This window comes from Candidatus Nitronauta litoralis (assembly GCA_015698285.1).
Classification (GTDB): domain Bacteria; phylum Nitrospinota; class Nitrospinia; order Nitrospinales; family Nitrospinaceae; genus Nitronauta; species Nitronauta litoralis.
In genome coordinates, this window is record CP048685.1 from 1,685,236 (window position 1) to 1,705,493 (window position 20,258).

The window sequence follows — 20,258 nt, forward strand, 5'->3', positions numbered from 1 at the left end:
ACAAAAGACACTATGGCCACTTCCAAATCGAATATTTCCCCATCCGAGATTAACTTCCAATGTGGCGATGCCATCCAGGTTTGCATGGCGATAGAGCGTGAGGGAATTTCCTTTTATGAGCAGGCAATCAAGAAAGCCCGTGATCCCAAGGTGAAAGATGTATTTCGTCGTCTGGGTCGGGATGAACGGGATCATTCCAAAGCCTTGCAGGCGAAGTGGAAGCATCTGCAGCCGGCAGTTGGTAAACGCTCACCTACTAATGAAGAAGTAAACCGCTTTATCCAGTCCGAGGTAAAAGGCAGAGTGTTTGATTTGGAATCGCTCAAGGGACCGGGTATGCAAACCGACCTGGAAGCGGTTGAGTTTGGTATTACCTGTGAGAAGCGGTCGATTGAGGTATTGGGGTTTTTGTTGGAAGCAGAACGTAAGATAGATGTGAAAGCGATATTCTCCCATCTGTTGGTCGAAGAGAAAAAACACCTGTCTGAGCTGGAAGCCCTGAAAGCAGAGCTCAGTATCTGACCGGGTTTTTAACACATCTTCCCTCCCCTGTATTGAGGTATGCAGGAATTATGTCATTTTCAAATTTGAGTTTTTTTGGGTAATTCGTCCGAAGAGGGTGTCTTGGGGGCAAAGTTCACTTTAACTGATTGATTTTGTTGAAAACAATTATATTTGTTTCAGGCTTGTGAATGGTTTTCTTGGGCCCTTTGTGGAAGTCGGGCAATGTAAATTTAATCAGGTTGTTTTTATCCCCTGAAAGGGGGCACATTTTCCTTACTTATTGATAAAAATAAGGATACAATCCTCATCACAAGGTCATGGGAATTAGTTTGACAATTCTGGGGGGCTTACGCTATAGTAAGCGGTCGCTCTAAAAGCAAGGTATAACCCTTTAAATAAAAAGGATTAAAGGATGGAACAGCAGTATCAGGTAATGCCTGGTCCGGAAGCATTTTTGCCCCCTGCGGCAGCCAGCATGGGTATCGTTTTGCCGGACCCTGGCCAAGCGCATATTGAGGGTCGTATTGTAGACGAAGAGGAAGCTTACGAATACGCAGCACGGAAATTGTTGGAAGCTAAAGTGCCCACGCTTTTTCCAGGTCCACTGGTTTTATGGCGTTGGAATGATAAGGCCGCGATGAAAGCCACGGCAATCCGGAAGCTCGCGAATGCCCTTCCAGCGCGTCTGATACCGATGGCGGATTATCGGCCTAAATATCCAAAGATTAACCCGGCCGTCGAAATCAATCCGAACCATCCAAATTTAACGATCTGGCATAACAAAATTGACGTATGTGTCTTTATTGGAGTGCATTGTCATCAGGCTAACCTTGCATTGAAAATTATTCGCGGTGGAACCGATTGCTACACCATAGCGGTATGTGCGCAGGCAGGCCATGAAGATGCCTGTCTTTCCTTTCGCGATGCGAGTCCGGAAAAAATCGATAGGCTCACAGCCGCAGTTGAGAAACTTAAAAGCGAAGGCGTCAAGAGCCAGGCTGAAAATTTTAAACAGTTTGTCATGACCCGGGAAGGTGTGGCTTAATTGAGCCTCCGGTTCATTTGTAATATAAAAAGTAGTTTAATTTCCTAAATCCAACCCGACGCCGAAACCGGCGCTCTTGCAAGAGAGAGGGAGTTGATCATGAATAAAAAAGTTGATGGGCAGAAGAGTCGCATCCTCCTATCTGAAAAAGTAAAAATCGGCAGCAAGGGTCCAGTTAATTTGACCGTCGCTGATCCTAATGACATGTTTTTTGAGGCCAAGAGAAAGCCCACTTTTCTCACCGGCTCTGAAGTCATCAAAGAAGCTATCCGTCGCGCAAACCTGGATATGTCTGTGGCGTATCCGATCACCCCGCAGTCTGAAGCGGCTGCGCTGATCGGTGAATTGTTTTCGGAAGGCTACTTGAAAGAATACTTCCGCGGTGAGAGTGAATTTGCGGTTATGGGCCAATGTGCTGGTGCTGCTTTTGGCGGCGCGCGCGTTTTCACCACCACTGCGGGTCCGGGTACTCTCCGCGCTATGGAAAACTTCCCCATGTGGGCGGGTTCCCGTCTGCCAATTCAGGTGTGTGTGACCTGTCGGGGTATCAATTCTCCTCTGTCAATTCAGCCGGACACCCTTGAGTTGTATTACATGCTCGAAACGGGTGCGCTGGTCTGGCATGCAGAAACGGCGCAGGATCTTTACGACTGGATCCTCGGTGGTTTCATGGTTGCAGAGCAGCCGGATGTCCATCTTCCGCTGGCTCTGGCCTGTGACGGATTCTTTGTGACTCACACCAAAGACAACGTCATGATCCAGGAGGAAGAAATTTGTCTGCCTGAATACGATCCTTACCGGTCGCCAGTAGTCTGTATGGATATGGAAGTTCCTCCGATTCGTATGATGCGCGATCCGTTTATAATGAAATCCAACTACATCAGTTACATGACTCATGCTTCCTGGCAGCAGGAAGTCCGTGCAGCCGTTGAACGTTCCCGCAAGCACACCAAGTTGATCATGGGTGGTTCTCTGATCGAAACGGAAAACCTGGATCGTGAAATTCTTCTGGTGTCTTCTGGTACGGCGGTATCGCAGGGTCGGGAAGCGATCCGGTTGTTGGAAGAAGAAGGCATTAAAGTGGGTCTGGTCAAAATCAAGTCCCTGCGTCCCTTCCCGCATGAAGAACTTCGGGAAGCAACCGCAAACGCCAAAACCATCTTTGTTCCGGAATTCAACGTTGCCGGCTGGCTGGCGCGTGAGATCAAAGCTGTTCTCCCGGACAATGAGCGGGTTGTTGCAGGACCCCAGGTTGCGGGCGGCATGACGATGCCTTCTGAAGTTATCGTCATGGAAATCAAGAAGAAGCTGGGAATGAAGGTTGCTCCAATGTCTGGTAGAGGCTAAGCGGCAGCCGGCAGTCCTTGTTTATATAAAAAGTTTTTAAGAACACTAAAACATCCACGCATTCAATTGGGCGTGATCCCATAGTGAGGAAGTTATGAGTAAAGAAAAAATTGCACTCTGTGAAGATCTGGCAGATGTTATGCCTCCTGAATATCAGGAACTGGTTGCGACAGCGACATTTGGAAACGAGGACAGAAGCTGGAAGGACATTGGCAGCAGCAAGGAATTGATTGAGCAGCACTCCCTTTGCGCAGGTTGTCCTGAGTCTATTGCCTTCCGTTTCATCATGTCCAGTATCCCTAACCCCGAAGATTCTGTTTTTGTTGGGTCCACGGGCTGTACCAGCCTTGTGTTTCCGCAGGTTGGTATTCACAACATCCATTCCCTGTTTGGTAACCAGAACGCAGTCGCTTCCGGTTTGCAAAGGGCGCTGGCCGTTCGTTTTCCGGATCGCGTCAAGGATGTTTTCGTTCTGGCGGGTGATGGCGCGACCGTTGATATCGGACTCGACATGACCATGCAGTCCTGGTTCCGTCAGGAAAAATTCACCACGATCTGTTTTGACAACGAGCTGTACGCCAACACCGGTGGACAGGAATCCGGTCTGATGCAGAAGGGTTTTGTTGCCAAGATGGCTCCGGTGGGTAAGAAGTTTGAAAAAGTCAAATTGCCGGAAATTGCTTTTGAAGCCGGGTGTCACTATGTTGCGATTCTCACCGTTTCAAAACCAAACCGGGTTGAGCAGGCAATTCGCCGTGCAACCTATGTAGCACGTGAATTTGGACCGACCTACATCCAGCTTTACACTCCATGCATTCTGGAAATTGGAAAGCAGAGTATGGAAGGCCTGGACGAAATGAAAGACTCCGAATCCATTGGCGGACGTTTTGTCATGCGCGAACTGATGACTGACGAAGTCAAGGCATTCATCAAGGAAAAAGAAGCCGAAGATAAAGCCCGCCGTAAAAAGGCCAAGGCTGTAACCGCGTAATTGAGGAGATAACGTATCATGTCAACACCACATCCTGCGGGAACCATGAAGCGGATGAACATTCGCATCTCCGGCCTCGGTGGTCAGGGCGCGGTTACCGCGGCTCATCTTCTGGCCATGGCCGCCAATGCCATGGGGAAATATTCAATTTCCAATCCATTCTTTGGTGCGGAAAAACGGATGGCTCCAGCTGAAAGTTATGTCCGCGTTGGTCCTGATAAAATTTATGACCGGGGCGAACTGGTATTTCCTGAGGTGATTATGATTTTCCATCCCCAGGTTATCACCATGCAGAAAAGTTACACGGCTCCGTTCTATTCTGGAATTAAAGAAGGCGGGTTGATCATTATCAACACTGACGTTGATCTTCTTTCGAAAGAAGACCACGAGCGCCTTGATGAGCTGGGAGTTTCGGTGTTCAATCTCGATGCCACTTCGCTGGCACTTGAAATCGGTGGCACCGAGTTGTCAACCAATATGGCCATGATCGGTGGTTGCGCCGGTATCACCAAGGTGGTTGATATGGAGGCTCTCGACAAGGCTTTGAAAGAGCGTTTCGGTAAAAAGTATGTTGCATCCGGTGGTACGGCAACCCTGGACGAGGCCATTAAAAAGAAATATGCCAAAAAAGAACAGTTGTTGCAGAAAAACATGGATACCATGCAAAAAGCCTATGACATGGCAAAAGAATGGGCTGAAACTTCAAGCTATGCAGTGGTAACCTACTGATTCAGTTTTTACGGATTTGTCTCCGGGTGTTTTCTGGCCTGGAAATTAAAGCTAATGTTGTTTAGGGTTACGTTAAATTTTTAATCTAAGGAGCGTTCAGGGTGTATAACGTAGCGTATGTCCACGAAGATAAATGTATTGCCGAAAAGGGATGCCGCCTGTGTATTATGTACTGTCCGGAAGCGGACTGCATTCTCCTGGAACCCGAAAAAAAGAAAGCGATGGTCATAACCTCGCGATGTAAGGGTTGCGACTTGTGTAAAGTGGTTTGCAGCACGCATCAGGCCATTTCAATGCATCCGGTTAATTCAAGCACCGGGGAGATCATCCTTGAGGCCAAGGAAACTCAGGCCGCTGGAATGGGGCAGGCCTACGCCGGTTAACCTGAACGAAATTTTTTAGGAACCCATGGCCTTATTGGCCGTGGGTTCTTTTTTTTTGGTGACTGTTTTCTCCTTTCATTTGGGAAACTGGTCAATTTGAAAACCTTGTATCGCGAGAAGGTCATGACAGAATCTATAGCAAGAAGTATTCAGTGTACCCTCTGTGATTCAGAATATACCCCCGTCTTTGAACCGGAAGAAGATTCCCCCGGGTATGGCATTTCGTGCTCCAGTTGTCACCGCTGGATCAACATCACAACAGGAGACTCCGTTCGATCGGCTCTCCGTACTGTTTTAAAACTGGAAGGTGAAGCCCTGGCGTTGGCTATCGAAACCTATCTGGCGAAATGTTTTTGTGGTCAACCATTTGCGCACGACTCCGGCCAGCGTTGTGACGTCTGTCTTAGAAAAATCAAAAGAGAAAAAGAGCAATCTGAGAACACTGTCAGGAAGGAGTTCAAATGCATCTGGGATATTCCCAAGATGAAAGAGGCGCTGGAAGGAAAACTGTTCGAATATATCCTTAACCAGATGGATTCGGAACATGAAAACCTGAATCAATTGGTCGAACGTTATGAAGCCGGGGAGATCGACCCCGGAACCTATATGGAACGATTGGAGGAACTCCGCTTCAGGGAATCGCGCGAAGTCTCAGTCATCAAAACCTGGGCCATGCTTGCAGGCCCCGAAACGGCTTTCCGGGCGGCAGATGAACACGCCATCACTGTGCGCTATGGTTCACGCATTCTGGTCAGTATCGCCATGGGGCTCGAGATAGGTTACGGCCTGTCCGTGCTCAACACCCTGACCAAGGAAGAAAAAAACCTGGACGGCCCGGCCCGAAAGGAAATTTCAATCTTCCTCCGAAAAATCGGGAATGGGTTTTAGAATTAGCTAAATTTCCATTTTTAAAGAAACTCAATTATTAATTCCTCTTGCCTCTGTTTCATTGAACTGGAGACAAGGGGAATTTTTTTTGGTTATTTTTTGCTCCATACAAAAAAGAAAACCTCAGGGAGGAACGATTTGTCCCAATCACCTTCGGCAGCGAGTGCCAGTCAAAGGCTTGGAAATAACCTGGAAGCACCTTTGATTTACAATGTCTGGTTAAGATTCTTTATTAAGGCAGGGTATAGATTTTGGAAGCTCCAGATTGAGGATGGAGTCACTCCATTTTTTTACGAGAATGGCGCTACAAGAAAAATAGCATTGAATAAATTTAATTCTTAACGGCATGAAGCTGTCGTTGGTCTTGAAATTCGTTTTTAGAAAAATTAAATTCCCTCCAATTTATTTATCCAATACAGTCACTCGCACTTCGGCGCCATTGGCGCGGATTTCCGGAATGTACATGGCGTGAACCATTAACGGAAGTGCATGAAACGTTCCCGGTGTCTCGGCGCGTAGATCATAGCGAATTTCCCAAACACCCTGTGGCATCTTGTCGACGAACAACGCCACCTTGCGGTCGCGTAACTCCTGGTACACGCTGCGTTGGCGACCGGTGTAGTCCATTGCATCACCCTCAGGTTGGGGAAGGGGCAGAACAATAGACCCATTGGAAATTTTTGCGCCACCAATAAATCCTCTTGCCGGCATCGATTGGGGCGCAGTTCCACCGGCGGAATTTTCTTTTGAAAACTTGTGTTTCACTCCGCTTTGTTTCAGCTCCCGCGCATAAACGGGTTGTCCGCTTTTCACCTCCACCGCTTCAAGTCCTGCCGGTTTCAGGTCTTCAAAGATCAGATACTCGTAATGGTTTTTGGCTTCGATAGTCAAAACAGTTTCGACGCGATCACCAGTGGTCAACGATTCTCCGTCTTTCAAAGGGGTTTTGTCGTAGACATAACCTTTGAGTAAAGTGGGTCGACCGGACAATTTATAATATTGCCGCCGTACAAAGATTTCATTGCCTGCTGCCGGAATCGGTTCCTCCAGGCTGAAATATTCGGCCTGCACTGAGAAATACAGTGGCCCCTTGCCTGACGTGCGTTTCACCTGTATCAGGTTGGCCCCATTCCGAATCAATCCGGAGTCAACATTGAACGTGGAAGGTGCGGTCAGAACATTGGAAACTGTTTCACTGGCAATTCTCTTCCCGTTAATCTTCACCTCATAAGCCGCATCGGTTTCAAGCTCACTGCTTACTTTGAGATAGTCGGTCAATGTCATCAATACGATGGCTGTGTCTCGGGTGTTGCTCCAGTGGGCTCCACGCCGGTTCTTGATCAACCAGTTGACCGTGGGTTCCACCAGCCGATGGTCAGGATCAATCAATAATAGGGCTTTCAATACAAAAGCAGTCGCTTCTACTCCTCCATCTGACCAGCGAAAGAAAATGCCATCCTCACCCCAATGCGCCGTTCCGATCGAGTTCCCGGAAGTTTGCTGGTTGCCGCGTTGTACAACTGACGTGTCCGGACTCTTGTCTTCAATCACTCCATTCTCCAGATTACGAACCAATGTCTGGGCTCGTTCGGAGTCTTTCATGTAATGCGCCGTGAGCGCCAGCAAAGCCCGGGTGTATGCGTTGAGTCGCGTCCGGTTTTTCCAGAGGTTTTCATATGCACGCTTTTCATATTTTCCCGGTTTGCCTTTGTTTGAGTGGGTCTGATAAAACACCGCCGCATGAAGTTCCCAGGCTTGCAGGGCATAGTCGTTTTCTGCCTCGACCAGAACTTTTGAAAGGTAGTTGTATGCACGTGCCAGAATATTTAAGTTAATTTCTTCATTGGATTGTGTTGCCAGAGTGAGCCCCCACAAAACGTAGGCTGTCATAAAGGGGTCGCTGTTGCCTTTCTTCCACCAGCTCCAGCCACCGTCGGAATGCTGGAAGTCGGTCAGTCGGTCGAGTCCTTTTTCGACCATCCCTTCTAGTTTCTTAAGATCCCGCTTTCCCTTGCGATGTGTCTTGTCCGTGTTGGCGTGGTCAATACCACCGAACACGCGGCCCAGAATGTCGGAGGTTTCGAGTCCGAATCCCTTTAAAGTGTTTGCCACAACCACCGTTGGCAGAAACCGACTCAGTGTCTGCTCAGTGCATCCGTAGGGAAAGTCGATCAGGTAGGGCAGGGAATCGAGCATGGTCACAGCCAGACTCGGCGTGACCTGCACAGAAACCCGGGTGCTACCCGGTTTGCGCTTCCTGGGCAGGTTAATGGACGCAGTGATCTCATCGCCGCGCATTTTGCCGGAGCGCGCAATGAATTTTTCGATACCGTGTTCGTGGGCGATGAATGTTTTTTCCATCGCGTCGGCATGACGTTCACCTCGAGCGGTCATTTTGATTTTTACATCACCTGCTTCAATAGCATGGACCCGCCAGTCGACTCGAGTCTCGCCGCGGGCCGGGACGGTCACCGGTTTTTTAAGATTCTCAATGGAAACTCTCCGCTCGAATATTCTTCCAATCAATTTCAGTCGGTTGGTTTCAAGTTCGGGTATCACGGTTTGAGGTTCATCCGTGTTGTTGTTGATGACAGCGGAGAGTGTGACATCATCACCCACCACAAAGAAACGTGGGGCCTGCAGGCGGGCAATGAGGGGTTTCTGCGTTTGGGTTTGTGTCTTTGACCAACCGACCCGATTTTCTTGCGTCATGGCTCGCGCGGTGGCGCGCCATTCGGTCAGGGAATCCGGAAAGGTTATTTCAATTTCAGCTGTGCCATCGCGACCCGTGACGACATCCGGTTGCCAGAAAACTGTGGTCCGGAAATCCGAGCGAACCTGAACTGCAGGGCCATCGCTGATTTTATTCCCCGATGAACCGACCAATGTTTTTGCATTAATTCTCCCAGATTGGGTTTGGCTGTATAAATCCCTGTCTCTCCGACTTTCTTTCAGGGCCATCGGTGCTGCGGCCGCCACATTGTCCGCCATCATCCCACCCATGGCCATGGATTCGCCTGAGCTTTCAGCCGAAAATGTCTGGCTAGCTTCTGAACGGGATTTATATTCGAAACTATCTTTTGCTCCAACACGTTTGGCTTTTGAACCTCTGCGGAGGGTTCCGGACAGGCTATCGATAATATTGCCGTCCTCATCTTCTTCAAGATGTTTATACGTTCTATATTGGTATGTACTCGCCGTGGTCACCCGATGCTGGCGTTTGGAACCCCAGAAGAATTCACGAGGATCCGGGGCCAGGTCTTTCTGGATTGCATAAACGGATTCATCTACCAGTCCGAGCGCAACTTCCGCAGATACCGGGTTGCCTTCATGATCCTTGGTTGTAACAGTGAGTTTCCCTTTTTCCTGCGGACCGTATTGTTTTTTGTCAGTTGAAACTTTTACATCCAGGAACTGTTTGACCGGCGGAACGACAATCTGCTTCACGTCCCTGAAAATTTTGTGATCGCTGATCATGTTGGCTTGCAGAAAAATATTCGGGACGTGTTTCTCGCTTATGTCGAGCGTCACCAGTTTTACCGGTCCTTCCATGTGGATCAGTTGATAACTTTCAACCCCTTCGCTTTCCACACTGAATAATACATAGCGGTTACTGGTCGGTGCGGTGATCATGACCGGCCCCGGTTCTCCAGCGTGAAACGTGTCTTTGTCGACGATCAACTGCAACCCACCGGTGCGGAATCCGAGCTGGGTTGTTTCATTGGTGGCGACCCATACTGTGGTCGTGGCATTGATGGGGGGTGTTTCACGATCCTCATGGTGAAACGCGAACCGGTAGTAACCATCGCGCGTGGGAGTGAAGGTGATCTCAGCCGTTCCCTCAGAATCGGTATTAACGGATTGGGTTTTGATTTCTTCATGTTCGTAGCCTCTGAACTTCAGTACCCAACCCTTGTTTCCCGGTAAGGGTGGTGGCGGCCAGATTGAATTTTTTTCACGATACTTTTTGAGTTCATCACCTTTGACTTCGCGCCCGGCAGGGTCGAGCCAGATTTCATTCCACTGTTCACGGGTGATCTTGATTGTTCCGTCAACACTCATTGGCTGGTTGCTGGCATCCAGTGTTTTGAGGTCGACGCTCACCCGATCATTGGGCTGATAAAGGTGGTGTTCAGGTGTCAGGTGTGCGAAGAACTTTTGAGGGGAGACGCGCACGGTTCCGGAGCTTCTGACCTCGCGACGCGACTGGTCGGTGACCCGAACCTCTATAGAGTATTCCAGGTTTTGCCCGTTAGACGGTGTTTCGAACTTCAAATGCGCTTTTCCAAACGCATCTGTTTTAATAACCTCGCGTTTGATTTGCTGGCCTCGTCCCCAGGAATGAGGTGGACGGTACATATCCCGAAAATACCAGGGAAACTCCGGGGTGGGTCGCCAGTAAGGCTGAAAGGATTTCTGAAAGACTGTCACTTCGGCCTCAGCATTGACCACGGGTCCGCCAAAAAAATAATCGGCAACAATTTCAACCTCGACCGTCTCCCCTGAAAGAAATACCTTTTTGCGCCCATTTTCTTCTGGGGTTTGAATATTCACTTTGAATTCGGGGAGTTTGTACTCTTCCAGACGAAACATTTCCGCGCTGCCGAGGTGGCGCTTGCGTCCCTTGGTCCAGAAAGTGATCCTGTAGGAACCCAGCGGGTTGGTTTCAGTCAGCTCAAGGTCTCCCCAGGCACTGCCGAACGAATTCAAGCGCGCTTCACCTTTTTTTAACTTGGCCCCCCTGGGGTCGGTAATTTCATATTCCAGCAGGTTGCCAGCAGGAGTTTCGTAAACAGAGCCATCGTGAATGCGGGCGGTCAGTTTCCAGTGCGCGGTCTCTTTAGGGCGGTAAGCCGGACGGTCTGTGGTGACATAGAGTTTCCAATAATCATTTTTATTTGAGAAATAGTGTTGGCGATCCCTGACAAATGCCTGACGATCTCCGCTCTGGGCGGTTGCAAATATTTTTGATCTGGCTTTTCCGTTTCGATCGAAAACCGCCAGTCCTTCTGAATTGGTTTTTCCTTCGCGGGTTCGCCACAGCCATTTTTTATTGTCGCGATATTGCTCAGAGAGACTTACACGAGCATTGGCAATGGGGCTGCCATCGGAGGAGTCAGCAAAATACAGAATGGTTCTATTAGAAGATGATTTGACCATCAGAGCGGCATCCGTGACCAGGATGAGCTGATTTATTTGTGCGTTTTTAGAGTTTGCGTTTAAAAGATATGCTCCGGTCTTCAGTTTTTTGGGAACTCTGAGGGTCTTGTTTCCTGGTCGATGTTCGCCCTTGTCTCCTGTTTGTTCTTTCCAGGACAGCACTTTGCGTGATGGATCCCTGGGCAGGTTGTCGAAAAATTTTACACTCCCCGGGTGTTCAACGGGCTCCCAGGTATCAGTCAGGTCCAGGGCGTAGAGTGTAAATTCGACCTCCCGGGTGTTGCGCCAGTTAATATTGAACTGGGCTTCCGAGCCGGGTAGAAAAATATTCGATACATTGACGTTTAGTACGGGTTTGGTGATCTGTTCAATTTTCCTTTTGGCATCTTTAAAATAGCGAGTCTCGCCTTTTTTGAATTCACTGAGAATTCGACGGTAGATCTGGAGGGCTTCCACGAAATTTTGCTGTTGGATCTTGCGGCCTCCATCAAGGATGACGATTTCACCCGGCCCACTGAGCCATTCCGCATAGAAGAAAAGCGCGTCGTCGTACCAGTCGGATTCTTTGCCAGCTTTCAGAGCTTCTTCAAACGCTTCCCTTGTTCGTTTGGAAGCGTTCCAGCCGCCCTGGTTCCGGGTGGTGAGGGCGACCAGATATTGTGCCCGGTAGCGGTCTTCCGGTTTCTTCGCGATCTTGAGAACGTTTTCTAAAAAGTTCAGCGGCAGGCGGTTGCCATAGTTTCCATAGATATAATAACGGTCCCGCCAGGGTGGAGATGAAATTGTCCAGACCATTTTGAGATAACGTTGCCGCGCCAGTTCAATGTCACGCGCCCCGGCCCACCAGTCGAGGGCCTGCTGATAATTCTGCCAGGCAGAAGACCAGTTGCGCGTTTGCTTGCGAGTCCACCAGAAATCGCCAAGAGATTCTTTAATCTCAGCCCAGATGCGACCTTTCTCTTCCTTGCGTTTGATATCGCGGACCATATGCTCAAGCTGAGTTCTGGCCAGGTCTGTTTTTGTGTTGTCCGGGTTATTGGTTGCCGCTTCCATACGCCAGAGCGTGTCAGCCAGTCGAAATTTCACCCATTTTGTTTCTTCAGTGGGGAGATCATAAATTTTGGATTTCTGATATAGGGTATGAGCACGCGAAAAAGAGCCTTCTTCAAAGAAGGCTTCGGCCTGTTTTTTTAATTCAGGGTAGTCATGGGCCAATTTTGCCGAGGCAGAAGTGAAGCTCAGGAAAAGAAATAACGGGATAGCGAATAATACCGACCAGGGTTTTTCTGCCATGGGAGCCTCTATTGGGTCAACGTATGAATTGACAGATAATGGTTTCGACCGAACCAAGATAGGACCCGCCGAACAGATTTAAATGATTGAGCAGGTGATACAGGTTGTATATATCCCGGCGTTCCTGATAGCCAGGGTTGAGTGGAAAGGCTTCGTGATACGCGTCGTAAAATGCCTGTGGCATACGGCCAAACAGTTCGGTCATTGCGAGGTCTGCTTCGCGCAGGCCGAAATGCGCTGCGGGATCAAATATGGTGGCCTCACCACAGGGTCCGCAGAAATGATTTCCGGACCACAAGTCTCCATGGATAAGGGCCGGTTGTTCATCTTCAATATTCAACAGGTCGCCGATTTTTGCGCGTAATTCATCCAGCTTTTGATCAGTTTTTTTGGGCAGCAGTCCCGAGTTCCGTGCCAGTTCCTGTTGAAACCCCAGCCTCTGGTCCCGAAAAAACTTCAGGCCGTTTTTTTCTCTTGTGTTAATTTGCGGAGTTGACCCAATGAAGTTGTCATGATCCAGCCCATAGGAGTCAGCCGTGATGCGGTGCATGGCGGCGAGTGCGTGCCCGAACCGGGTAAAATAATCTTTTCCCGGCGAAGTCGACTCCAGATAATCCAGAATTAAAAAACGTGCCGGTTTCTGATCGTCGCAGGCGATGACTTTTGGAACCCGTGGCCCGTTTTTGGCTGCGGCCATCAACTGCAAACCTTTTGATTCGGTTTCAAACATGCCAGCTGGCGGGCAGGCGTTCCTTTTAACGAAGACGCGTGTTCCCTCATCGAGAATTAAAACCTGCGCTTGATTGATGCAGCCTCCACCAACATCACAGGTTGAGGCGATGGAAACATCACGTCTGAAAGATTTAGACAAGCGGGCCCGGATGGCTTCTTTCATCCGGTCAGAGTAGTTCACGCTTAATGTACTCAAGGAGAGGTGGGCATGTGCGATTAACAATATCGAAAACTGTTTCAAAACCCTGGTCACCGCCGTAATAGGGGTCGGGTACGTCGAAATCACCATTGTGGTCGGGGTCAAATTCGCGAAACATTTTTAATTTGTTTTTCGTTACCTTGCCCGACCCCATATAGTCGAGCGACTCTTTATTGGACTGGTCCATGGCAAGGACAAGATCGAAGCGTTTAAAATCGCCAGGCTGGAATTGTTCGGCTGTTGATAGCAATTCAATGCCCCGGGCATTGGCGGTGGACTGCATTCTCTTGTCGGGCCGAGCGCCAACATGCCAGTTTCCGGTACCGGCGGAGTGAACGATGATGCGTTCTTCAAGACCTTCTTTCTTCAAAAGATCCTGAAAAACTCCTTCAGCGAGGGGGGAACGACAAATATTTCCGAGACATACAAAGCAGATGGTGACAGTGGTTTCAGAAGTCATTTTGGGTGATTGATTTGGGCGTAAAATCGTTTTAAGATGCGCTGGAACCGACAGCCAGGGGGTTCGACACAAGGGCCCGGTAAAAAGCGTGTCCTTTTATTGTAAAACACCGTTTGCTCCCCCTTCAACCTGCATTTTCCCATACCCGAAAAAAGGAAATTACCTTGATCGAGCGTTATACATTGCCCGAAATGGCGGCTATCTGGACGCCTGAGAACAAATTCCAGATCTGGCTTGATATTGAAATCGCGGCTTGTGAGGCTTTGGCCAAGCGTGGAGAGATCCCCAAATCCGCAGTGACTGCCATGAAGAAAAAAGCCGGGTTTGATGTGGCCCGTATTGATGAAATCGAACGTGAAGTGAAACACGATGTGATCGCGTTTCTCACTTCAGTAGCTGAGCACATTGGCGAGCCTGCTCGTTATATGCACCTGGGGATGACATCGTCCGATGTTCTCGATACAGCACTCGGAGTTCAACTCAAACAGGCGGCAGACCTCATCTTGAAGGAGCTCGCGGCCCTTCGAAAAGCGATCAAAAGGCGTGCCCTGGAGTTCAAGATGACTCCGGTCGTAGGTCGATCACATGGAATTCACGCAGAACCGACAACGTTCGGTTTGAAAATGGCCATCTGGTATGAAGAAATCGGGCGAGGCATTGAGCGTTTAAAAAGTGCGCGAACACGAATTGCCGTGGGCCAGGTGTCCGGTGCGGTTGGAGTGTTCGCAGGAATCGATCCTGAAGTGGAAGCGTCGGTCTGTAAAAAGCTGGGGCTCAAGCCATCACCAGTATCAAGTCAGGTGATTCAGCGTGACCGGCATGCCGAGTTTTTCTCTGCACTGGCCTTGCTCGCTTCGTCCATCGACAAGTTTGCGGTTGAAGTTCGGCACATGCAACGGACGGAAGTGTTGGAGGCTGAAGAATTTTTTTCAAAAGGGCAGAAAGGTTCCTCTGCCATGCCGCATAAACGCAACCCGGTTGTGTCTGAACAGATGTCCGGATTGGCCCGGGTGGTCCGGGGAAATGCCATGGCGGCAATGGAAAACATGCCGCTCTGGCACGAACGCGATATCAGCCATTCTTCAGTGGAGCGGATCATCGCGCCGGATAGCACAATTCTGGTTCATTACATGTTGCGAAAATTCACACGGTTGGTGGACAACCTGCTGGTGTATCCTAAGAACATGATGCGCAACCTGGAACAGACCGGGGGCTTGATTTTTTCCGAACACATCCTGCTGGCTCTGTGTCGAAAAGGTCTGGATCGTGACAAAGCCTACCGCATGGTGCAACGTAACGCGATGCAGGTCTGGGAGAAAGGGGGGAACTTTAAAGCCCTCCTGAAAAAGGATGCGGATATTAAAAAGACTCTTAGTGCAAAGGAAATTGACCGGGCCTTCGATCAAAAGCATCATTTGAGAAATGTGGATAAAATATTCAAACGTGTATTTAAAAACTAACTGGGGAAATGATGAAAAGAGGAAAGCAGCTCTACGAAGGAAAATCAAAAATAATTTACGAGACAGAGAATCCGGATCTCTTAATACAATATTATAAAGACGATGCCTCTGCATTCAATGGTATCAAAAAAGGAACCATTGTAGACAAGGGTGTGATGAACAATCACATATCCTCTGTTATTTATAAATGGCTGGAAGAGAAAGGGGTTGCCACCCACTTTGTTGAGCACATGAACGATCGGGAACAGCTGACCAAAAAGCTGGATATTATTCTGGTCGAAGTGGTGATGCGTAATGTGGTGGCGGGCAGTCTGGCCAAACGGATGGGGCGACCCGAAGGTGAAGTATTGAAGAACCCGATCCTTGAATTTTATTATAAAGATGATGATCTGGGCGATCCGATGATAAACGAATATCATATTCGGGAGTTTGGTCTGGCAACAGACGACGAGATCCAGCAACTCAAGCTATTAGGTTTTAAGGTGAATGATTTGCTGGTTGGATATTTTGAAGAGCGCGGAATCCGGTTGGTGGACTATAAGCTGGAGTTCGGACGGCGCAATGGAGAGCTTTTACTGGGAGACGAAATCAGCCCGGATGGTTGCCGATTATGGGACCTTAAAACCAATGAGAAGATGGATAAGGATCGGTTTCGTTTTGATCTGGGAAAAGTCGAAGAGAAATACCAGGAAGTCTACAGCAAAATTTGTGGCGGCGAGAACAAAGGTTAACCGTCAGTGGCGACACACTCCACCTTTACCGGAGGGGTTTGGCCACAGTCCATGGATTCAGTGCGACCGTTGGCGGCACCGGCACAGGCTGTGCTGATTCCGAGTTGGATCATCTCGTTTCTTTCTTTACCTTCAACAAATTCACACACTTCGATTCCGTTGTATTCGATGCAAACCTCGCAACGCATGTGATTTCCACCCAGGATCATGCTGACGGACAAGCCAGCGAGACCTACCATAAAAAGTATTGTTATCACCGTACCCTTGTTCATTCCTCTCCATCCTTGTTGTGGTTGGAATTTGTTTCGGCATCTTCCGGAGGTCTGCCGTTGCCAATAAAGTAGTGTTGGCGGTAAAAAACCAGCTCCTCAATTGATTCACGAATATCAATCAGTGCCATGTGTGCATCGCTTTTCTTCGGCACCTTTGGCCCGTTGGGGTACCATCGTTTGACGATTTCCTTAACAGACGTGACATCAATGGTTCGGTAGTGAAGGTGGTCGGCCAGTTCTTTCATGTACTTGTCGAGAAACTTACGATCCTGATGAACCGAGTTGCCGCATAGGGGTGACGTATTATAAGGAATATAGGTTTTGATGAAATCGAGTGTGGCGCGTTCGGCTTCTGCCAGTCCAATCTTTGAATTGCGTACTTTTTCAACAAGACCAGAGGATGTGTGATGCTGGGTGTTCCATTCATCCATCCGGTTGAGCAATTCATCGGGCTGATGAATAACCAGATTGGGGCCTTCCGCGATTATGTTGAGATGTTTGTCTGTGATAATGGTGGCAATTTCAATGATAGATTCGATCTCGTGATCGAGACCTGTCATTTCAAGATCTATCCAGACTAGATTGTTGGGGTCTACCTTGGTCATTGATTTTGTTTCAACAATTCCTGGAGACCTTGGTTACTCTCCAATGCTTTTATTTTCGGGTCACTGGCAATTCGGGATAAATCTTTATTTCGAATCGCTTCCATAAGCTCAGGATCCTGCAATATTTTCTGCATGGTGGGATCGTTTTGCAGTTTCCCGATTTTGCTCATCGATTCCGGATTGTCCATCATTTTTTCGGTTAATTCATCTACGTTTTCAGATTCTGGAACAACTTTCTTTTTTATTGATGGCGGCGAAGGAATTTTGGATTTCGATTGTATGGTCTTTTTAGTTGGAGGTGGCCCCCAGGCATCTGCCATTGCGGAGTGTGCTAATAAAATACTCGCTGAAATAAACAGACTCAATAGAATAATAACTTTTGGTTTCATGGAGAATTTATTTCGTTTGATTTTTGTTAAGAAAACTTCAAATATTTTTGAAACAACCGGAAATTTAAAGCGTTCAAAAAGTATTTTGAAAAGTCCTCATAAAAAATCACATGACTATTCAGGATACATTGAAATTGTAACCCATTGCGGCGGGGTTTCCAAGGAATCCGACAGGACTTTTCCCTGTCTTTAATAAAAGAACAGGATCCAAAGCCTGCTATTTCATCAGGTGGTACAAAATTGATTTCTGGATATGAAGGCGATTTTCAGCCTGTTCCCAGACAAGGGATTGGCCTCCATCCATAACATCTGCAGAAACCTCTTCTCCTCTGTGCGCAGGCAGGCAGTGCATGAAAAAAGCACCTGGTTTGGCTAGTGACATTACACGGGCATCGACTCGATAGGCATCAAGATCTTTCAGCCGTTTTTCAGCTTCGTCCTCCTGTCCCATGCTTGTCCATGTATCGGTGTAAACGGCGTCAGCACCGGCAACTCCTTCTTCAACATCGGAGGTGAGTGTGATGGATAAACCTTTTTGCTCCGCCTGTTCCCGAACTGATTCCATCACAGACGGGTCCAGAGTGTACCCCTCGGGACTGATGATGGCCATATGCATTCCAAAATGGACACAAGCAAAGAGCAAGGAGACGGTGACGTTATTGGAATCGCCCAGATATGCCAGTTTTAATCCTTCGAGTGTTGAATTGTATTTGAGCAGGGTCAGCATATCTGCCATTGCCTGGCAGGGATGGTTGTAGTCGGTCAGCCCATTGATAACCGGAATGGTTGCGTGCCGGGCAAATTCGACAATTTCTTCATGCGCAAAGGTCCGGATCATGACTCCATCCAGGTAACCTGACAGAATCCTTGCGGTGTCTTCGATAGACTCTCCCCTGGACAGCTGAAGATCGTTTGGACTGAGTACCAGCCCATAACCGCCTAGTTGGAGTATCCCCACCTGGAAGGAAATACGGGTCCGGGTCGATCGTTTATTAAATATCATCCCCAGGGTTTTTCCCTTAAGGGCATCATGGAATTCCGCTGGCCGGTCCTTCATGACAAGGCCCGTGACCAGCATGTCTTGTAATTCCTGGGAGGAAAAATCTCCCAGTGAAAGAAAATCTTTTTTCATATCGTTGAAAACCGAGCCATTGGAAAACATCCATTGTACACGATCTTTCCCTGAAGGCGGGAGAGTCTGGAGGAAAATTGATTTGAGATGTTATAAGTTTACCAAGTACTTATTCCTGAACCACGTTGAAGGTTTTTACCAGCAGAAGGTGAGACATTTGCTGGAACCGCCAGCTTTTATGAATTCACTCACGGGAATAATGTGCAAGGTGTAGCCTTCCTCTTCCAGCTGCTGCCGAAGGGCTTGGCTGGCGTTATTTAAAAACAATTGGTCATCAATCAAAACTGCGTTGCAAACCATATTGTGTGCATCTTCATCGGAAACAGCAATGGTTTTTTCGGAACTGTGTCTGATCAGGTGGTTCGACATCGTATCAAAGGCCGGCGGGTAGTAAAGGACCACTCCGTCATTTAAAGGGCAGAAACAGGTGTCCAGATGGTAAAAGCGAGGGTTTACCAGATTGAGGGAAATGATGCGGCAATTAAGCTCGCGACCCAATACTACATGGGTCTCCGGGTTAGTACGAAAACCACCGCCTGCCCATAAATGATTCGAATCGTGAGAGGGGAGAATGTCGCCAGCACCTTCGAACGAAATATTTTCCGGTAGATCCAGAATATCGAAACCCTTGTCACTGAACCATTTCTTAAAATACGTTTCTTCCGGTTTTCGCTGTGGATGGAGAAACCTGCTCGGAATAAAGTTTGATCCCCAGACCATTCCACAGTTGGCAGTGAACACCATATCAGGCGTTTCTTTAAACGGTGAAATTAGCTCCACGCTTGCGTGTTTGCTAAGTGAAAGGTGCAATTGGCGCCATTGCTGCTTTGCCAACTTCCTGTCCACTTTTCCAATCTGGTTTTCCATCCATGGGTTGATTGTGTATTCCACTCCAAAGTAGTCCGGAGGGCACATCAAAATATGTCTCTTCAAAATATCACTCCGTTTATACGGTTTCTATACTATTAGATGAAAGGAGCTTGAGGCCGGTTTCAATAAAAAAATCTTTTAAGGAGGGCGGGAGCGGAAGAAAGAATCCCCATTTTTCCTTCCGCTCCCTCGGGATGGAGGAGAACAGGCTGTACCCAGTATGGGCAGCGGAAATTAAATAAGGATGAATACTTGATTAAAGAAATTTAACCCCCGGATACTTTCCCGAAGGAAATACCTTTCCGAATAAAACTGTTTCAGGTATTTAAAGATGTGCTTCCCTGAATACAATCTTTAAAAAGCGGACCTACTTCATTTTTGGTTTGTGATGCAGGATTCGGGGGGAAACGTAGGCCTAATGGTTGAGGTTTGTTTCGTAGTCAAGAAAAAGTGTTCGGTAATAAGTGTCCCGGATGGTTTTCAGGTTGTTGTTTAACCAGAGGTCGGAAAAATCCGGAGGATAGGGAGCAAAGCTTTTTATTTGCCCAATCATGATGCGGGTGTTTTGATACCAGGAAATATTTTTTTGTTTTTTAAACAGACTGCGAACCTTGCGCAGGGTGTCCAGTGCCTGGTCCGTCTTCCGGTCTCCAAACAGGGACAATCCAAGTCCTATATGGCCCAGCCCTTCTTCCGGGTGCATTTGTATGACTGTGCGATAAGCGGTGATTGCTTCGGGGTACATCTTCACGGCGCTGGTCATGTTGCCCAGATTGAATTGAGCGTGAAAATCGTCAGGATAGCGGTCGGCAAGGCGTTTGGCCACTTCATAAGCCTGGCCAAGGTTCCCCATTTTGTTCATGACAATACAAAGTTTGATATGCCCGTAAATATCGAGTTTCTTTTCAGGGTGAGATGCCAGAAACTCTTCCCAGTGCGGCAATGTTTCCTGATAAAAGCCCTGGCGGTCCAGGGTGAGCGCCTCTTTAAAAGGGTCGGCCAGAGCTGAGGTGCCAAGGAAACTACAAAGAAGCAGTGCGCTGCAAGCAATAGCTTTCATTGGTGGGT

Annotated in this window: 18 protein-coding genes; 9 read left to right on the plus strand and 9 right to left on the minus strand. The window is 48.2% G+C overall.

The window, feature by feature from the left end; genetic code table 11:
• The first annotated feature begins 12 nt into the window (after nt 1-12).
• From G3M70_07765 to G3M70_07795, 7 genes are all read left to right on the plus strand, one after another.
• Nucleotides 13-522: a ferritin family protein gene (locus G3M70_07765; protein QPJ61784.1), complete on the plus strand. Its 510-nt coding sequence runs from the start codon at nt 13-15 to the stop codon at nt 520-522.
• A 457-nt stretch (nt 523-979) separates the two neighbouring features.
• Nucleotides 980-1,549: a carbon monoxide dehydrogenase gene (locus G3M70_07770; protein QPJ63745.1), complete on the plus strand. Its 570-nt coding sequence runs from the start codon at nt 980-982 to the stop codon at nt 1,547-1,549.
• Nucleotides 1,550-1,648: 99 nt separating this feature from the next.
• Nucleotides 1,649-2,896, plus strand: coding sequence for a ferredoxin oxidoreductase (locus tag G3M70_07775; GenBank protein ID QPJ61785.1), 1,248 nt, complete (start codon nt 1,649-1,651; stop codon nt 2,894-2,896).
• Between the two features lie 94 nt (nt 2,897-2,990).
• A complete protein-coding gene (locus tag G3M70_07780) occupies nt 2,991-3,887 on the plus strand; it encodes a ferredoxin oxidoreductase (GenBank protein QPJ61786.1) in 897 nt (298 codons plus the stop codon).
• 45 nt (nt 3,888-3,932) lie between these two features.
• Complete coding sequence (locus G3M70_07785; GenBank protein QPJ63746.1) at nt 3,933-4,616, plus strand: ferredoxin oxidoreductase; 684 nt, start codon at nt 3,933-3,935, stop codon at nt 4,614-4,616.
• Nucleotides 4,617-4,717: 101 nt separating this feature from the next.
• The gene (locus tag G3M70_07790; GenBank protein ID QPJ61787.1) at nt 4,718-4,999 is read left to right on the plus strand and encodes a pyruvate ferredoxin oxidoreductase; all 282 of its coding nucleotides are present in this window, start codon (nt 4,718-4,720) and stop codon (nt 4,997-4,999) included.
• A gap of 123 nt (nt 5,000-5,122) precedes the next feature.
• Nucleotides 5,123-5,887 (plus strand): hypothetical protein, encoded by a 765-nt coding sequence (locus G3M70_07795; GenBank protein ID QPJ61788.1) that lies wholly within the window; start codon nt 5,123-5,125, stop codon nt 5,885-5,887.
• A 402-nt stretch (nt 5,888-6,289) separates the two neighbouring features.
• Here the strand turns inward: G3M70_07795 and G3M70_07800 are convergent, their stop codons facing one another.
• Genes G3M70_07800 through G3M70_07810 form a run of 3 tightly spaced genes read right to left on the minus strand, consistent with a single transcriptional unit; the run spans nt 6,290 to nt 13,731 of the window.
• The gene (locus G3M70_07800) at nt 6,290-12,340 is read right to left on the minus strand and encodes an alpha-2-macroglobulin (protein QPJ61789.1); all 6,051 of its coding nucleotides are present in this window, start codon (nt 12,338-12,340) and stop codon (nt 6,290-6,292) included.
• A gap of 16 nt (nt 12,341-12,356) precedes the next feature.
• Nucleotides 12,357-13,235 carry a fructosamine kinase family protein gene (locus G3M70_07805; GenBank protein ID QPJ63747.1) on the minus strand — a complete coding sequence of 293 codons (879 nt, stop codon included), beginning with the start codon at nt 13,233-13,235 and terminating at the stop codon, nt 12,357-12,359.
• Between the two features lie 4 nt (nt 13,236-13,239).
• Complete coding sequence (locus G3M70_07810; GenBank protein ID QPJ61790.1) at nt 13,240-13,731, minus strand: low molecular weight phosphotyrosine protein phosphatase; 492 nt, start codon at nt 13,729-13,731, stop codon at nt 13,240-13,242.
• 164 nt (nt 13,732-13,895) lie between these two features.
• Between G3M70_07810 and G3M70_07815 the strand changes: the two genes are divergently transcribed.
• Both G3M70_07815 and G3M70_07820 read left to right on the plus strand, forming a co-directional pair.
• The gene (locus G3M70_07815; GenBank protein QPJ61791.1) at nt 13,896-15,191 is read left to right on the plus strand and encodes an adenylosuccinate lyase; all 1,296 of its coding nucleotides are present in this window, start codon (nt 13,896-13,898) and stop codon (nt 15,189-15,191) included.
• 11 nt (nt 15,192-15,202) lie between these two features.
• Nucleotides 15,203-15,922 carry a phosphoribosylaminoimidazolesuccinocarboxamide synthase gene (locus G3M70_07820; protein QPJ63748.1) on the plus strand — a complete coding sequence of 240 codons (720 nt, stop codon included), beginning with the start codon at nt 15,203-15,205 and terminating at the stop codon, nt 15,920-15,922.
• On the opposite strand, the gene G3M70_07825 is transcribed toward G3M70_07820, so the two are convergent.
• The 6 genes from G3M70_07825 to G3M70_07850 all read right to left on the minus strand — a co-directional run bounded on the left by G3M70_07825 (nt 15,919) and on the right by G3M70_07850 (nt 20,250).
• The gene (locus G3M70_07825) at nt 15,919-16,194 is read right to left on the minus strand and encodes a hypothetical protein (protein ID QPJ61792.1); all 276 of its coding nucleotides are present in this window, start codon (nt 16,192-16,194) and stop codon (nt 15,919-15,921) included. The two genes, G3M70_07820 and G3M70_07825, sit on opposite strands and share 4 nt — an antisense overlap.
• Nucleotides 16,191-16,799: an oligoribonuclease gene (gene orn, locus G3M70_07830; protein QPJ61793.1), complete on the minus strand. Its 609-nt coding sequence runs from the start codon at nt 16,797-16,799 to the stop codon at nt 16,191-16,193. Before orn ends, G3M70_07825 begins: the two co-directional genes overlap by 4 nt.
• Nucleotides 16,796-17,188 (minus strand): hypothetical protein, encoded by a 393-nt coding sequence (locus G3M70_07835; protein ID QPJ61794.1) that lies wholly within the window; start codon nt 17,186-17,188, stop codon nt 16,796-16,798. The genes orn and G3M70_07835 overlap by 4 nt, the downstream gene beginning before the upstream one ends.
• Before the next feature lie 217 nt (nt 17,189-17,405).
• On the minus strand, nt 17,406-18,350 hold the full coding sequence (argF, locus tag G3M70_07840; protein ID QPJ61795.1) for an ornithine carbamoyltransferase: 945 nt from the start codon (nt 18,348-18,350) through the stop codon (nt 17,406-17,408).
• A gap of 105 nt (nt 18,351-18,455) precedes the next feature.
• A complete protein-coding gene (locus G3M70_07845) occupies nt 18,456-19,253 on the minus strand; it encodes a hypothetical protein (GenBank protein ID QPJ61796.1) in 798 nt (265 codons plus the stop codon).
• A 352-nt stretch (nt 19,254-19,605) separates the two neighbouring features.
• On the minus strand, nt 19,606-20,250 hold the full coding sequence (locus G3M70_07850; protein ID QPJ61797.1) for a tetratricopeptide repeat protein: 645 nt from the start codon (nt 20,248-20,250) through the stop codon (nt 19,606-19,608).
• Nucleotides 20,251-20,258 lie beyond the last annotated feature (8 nt).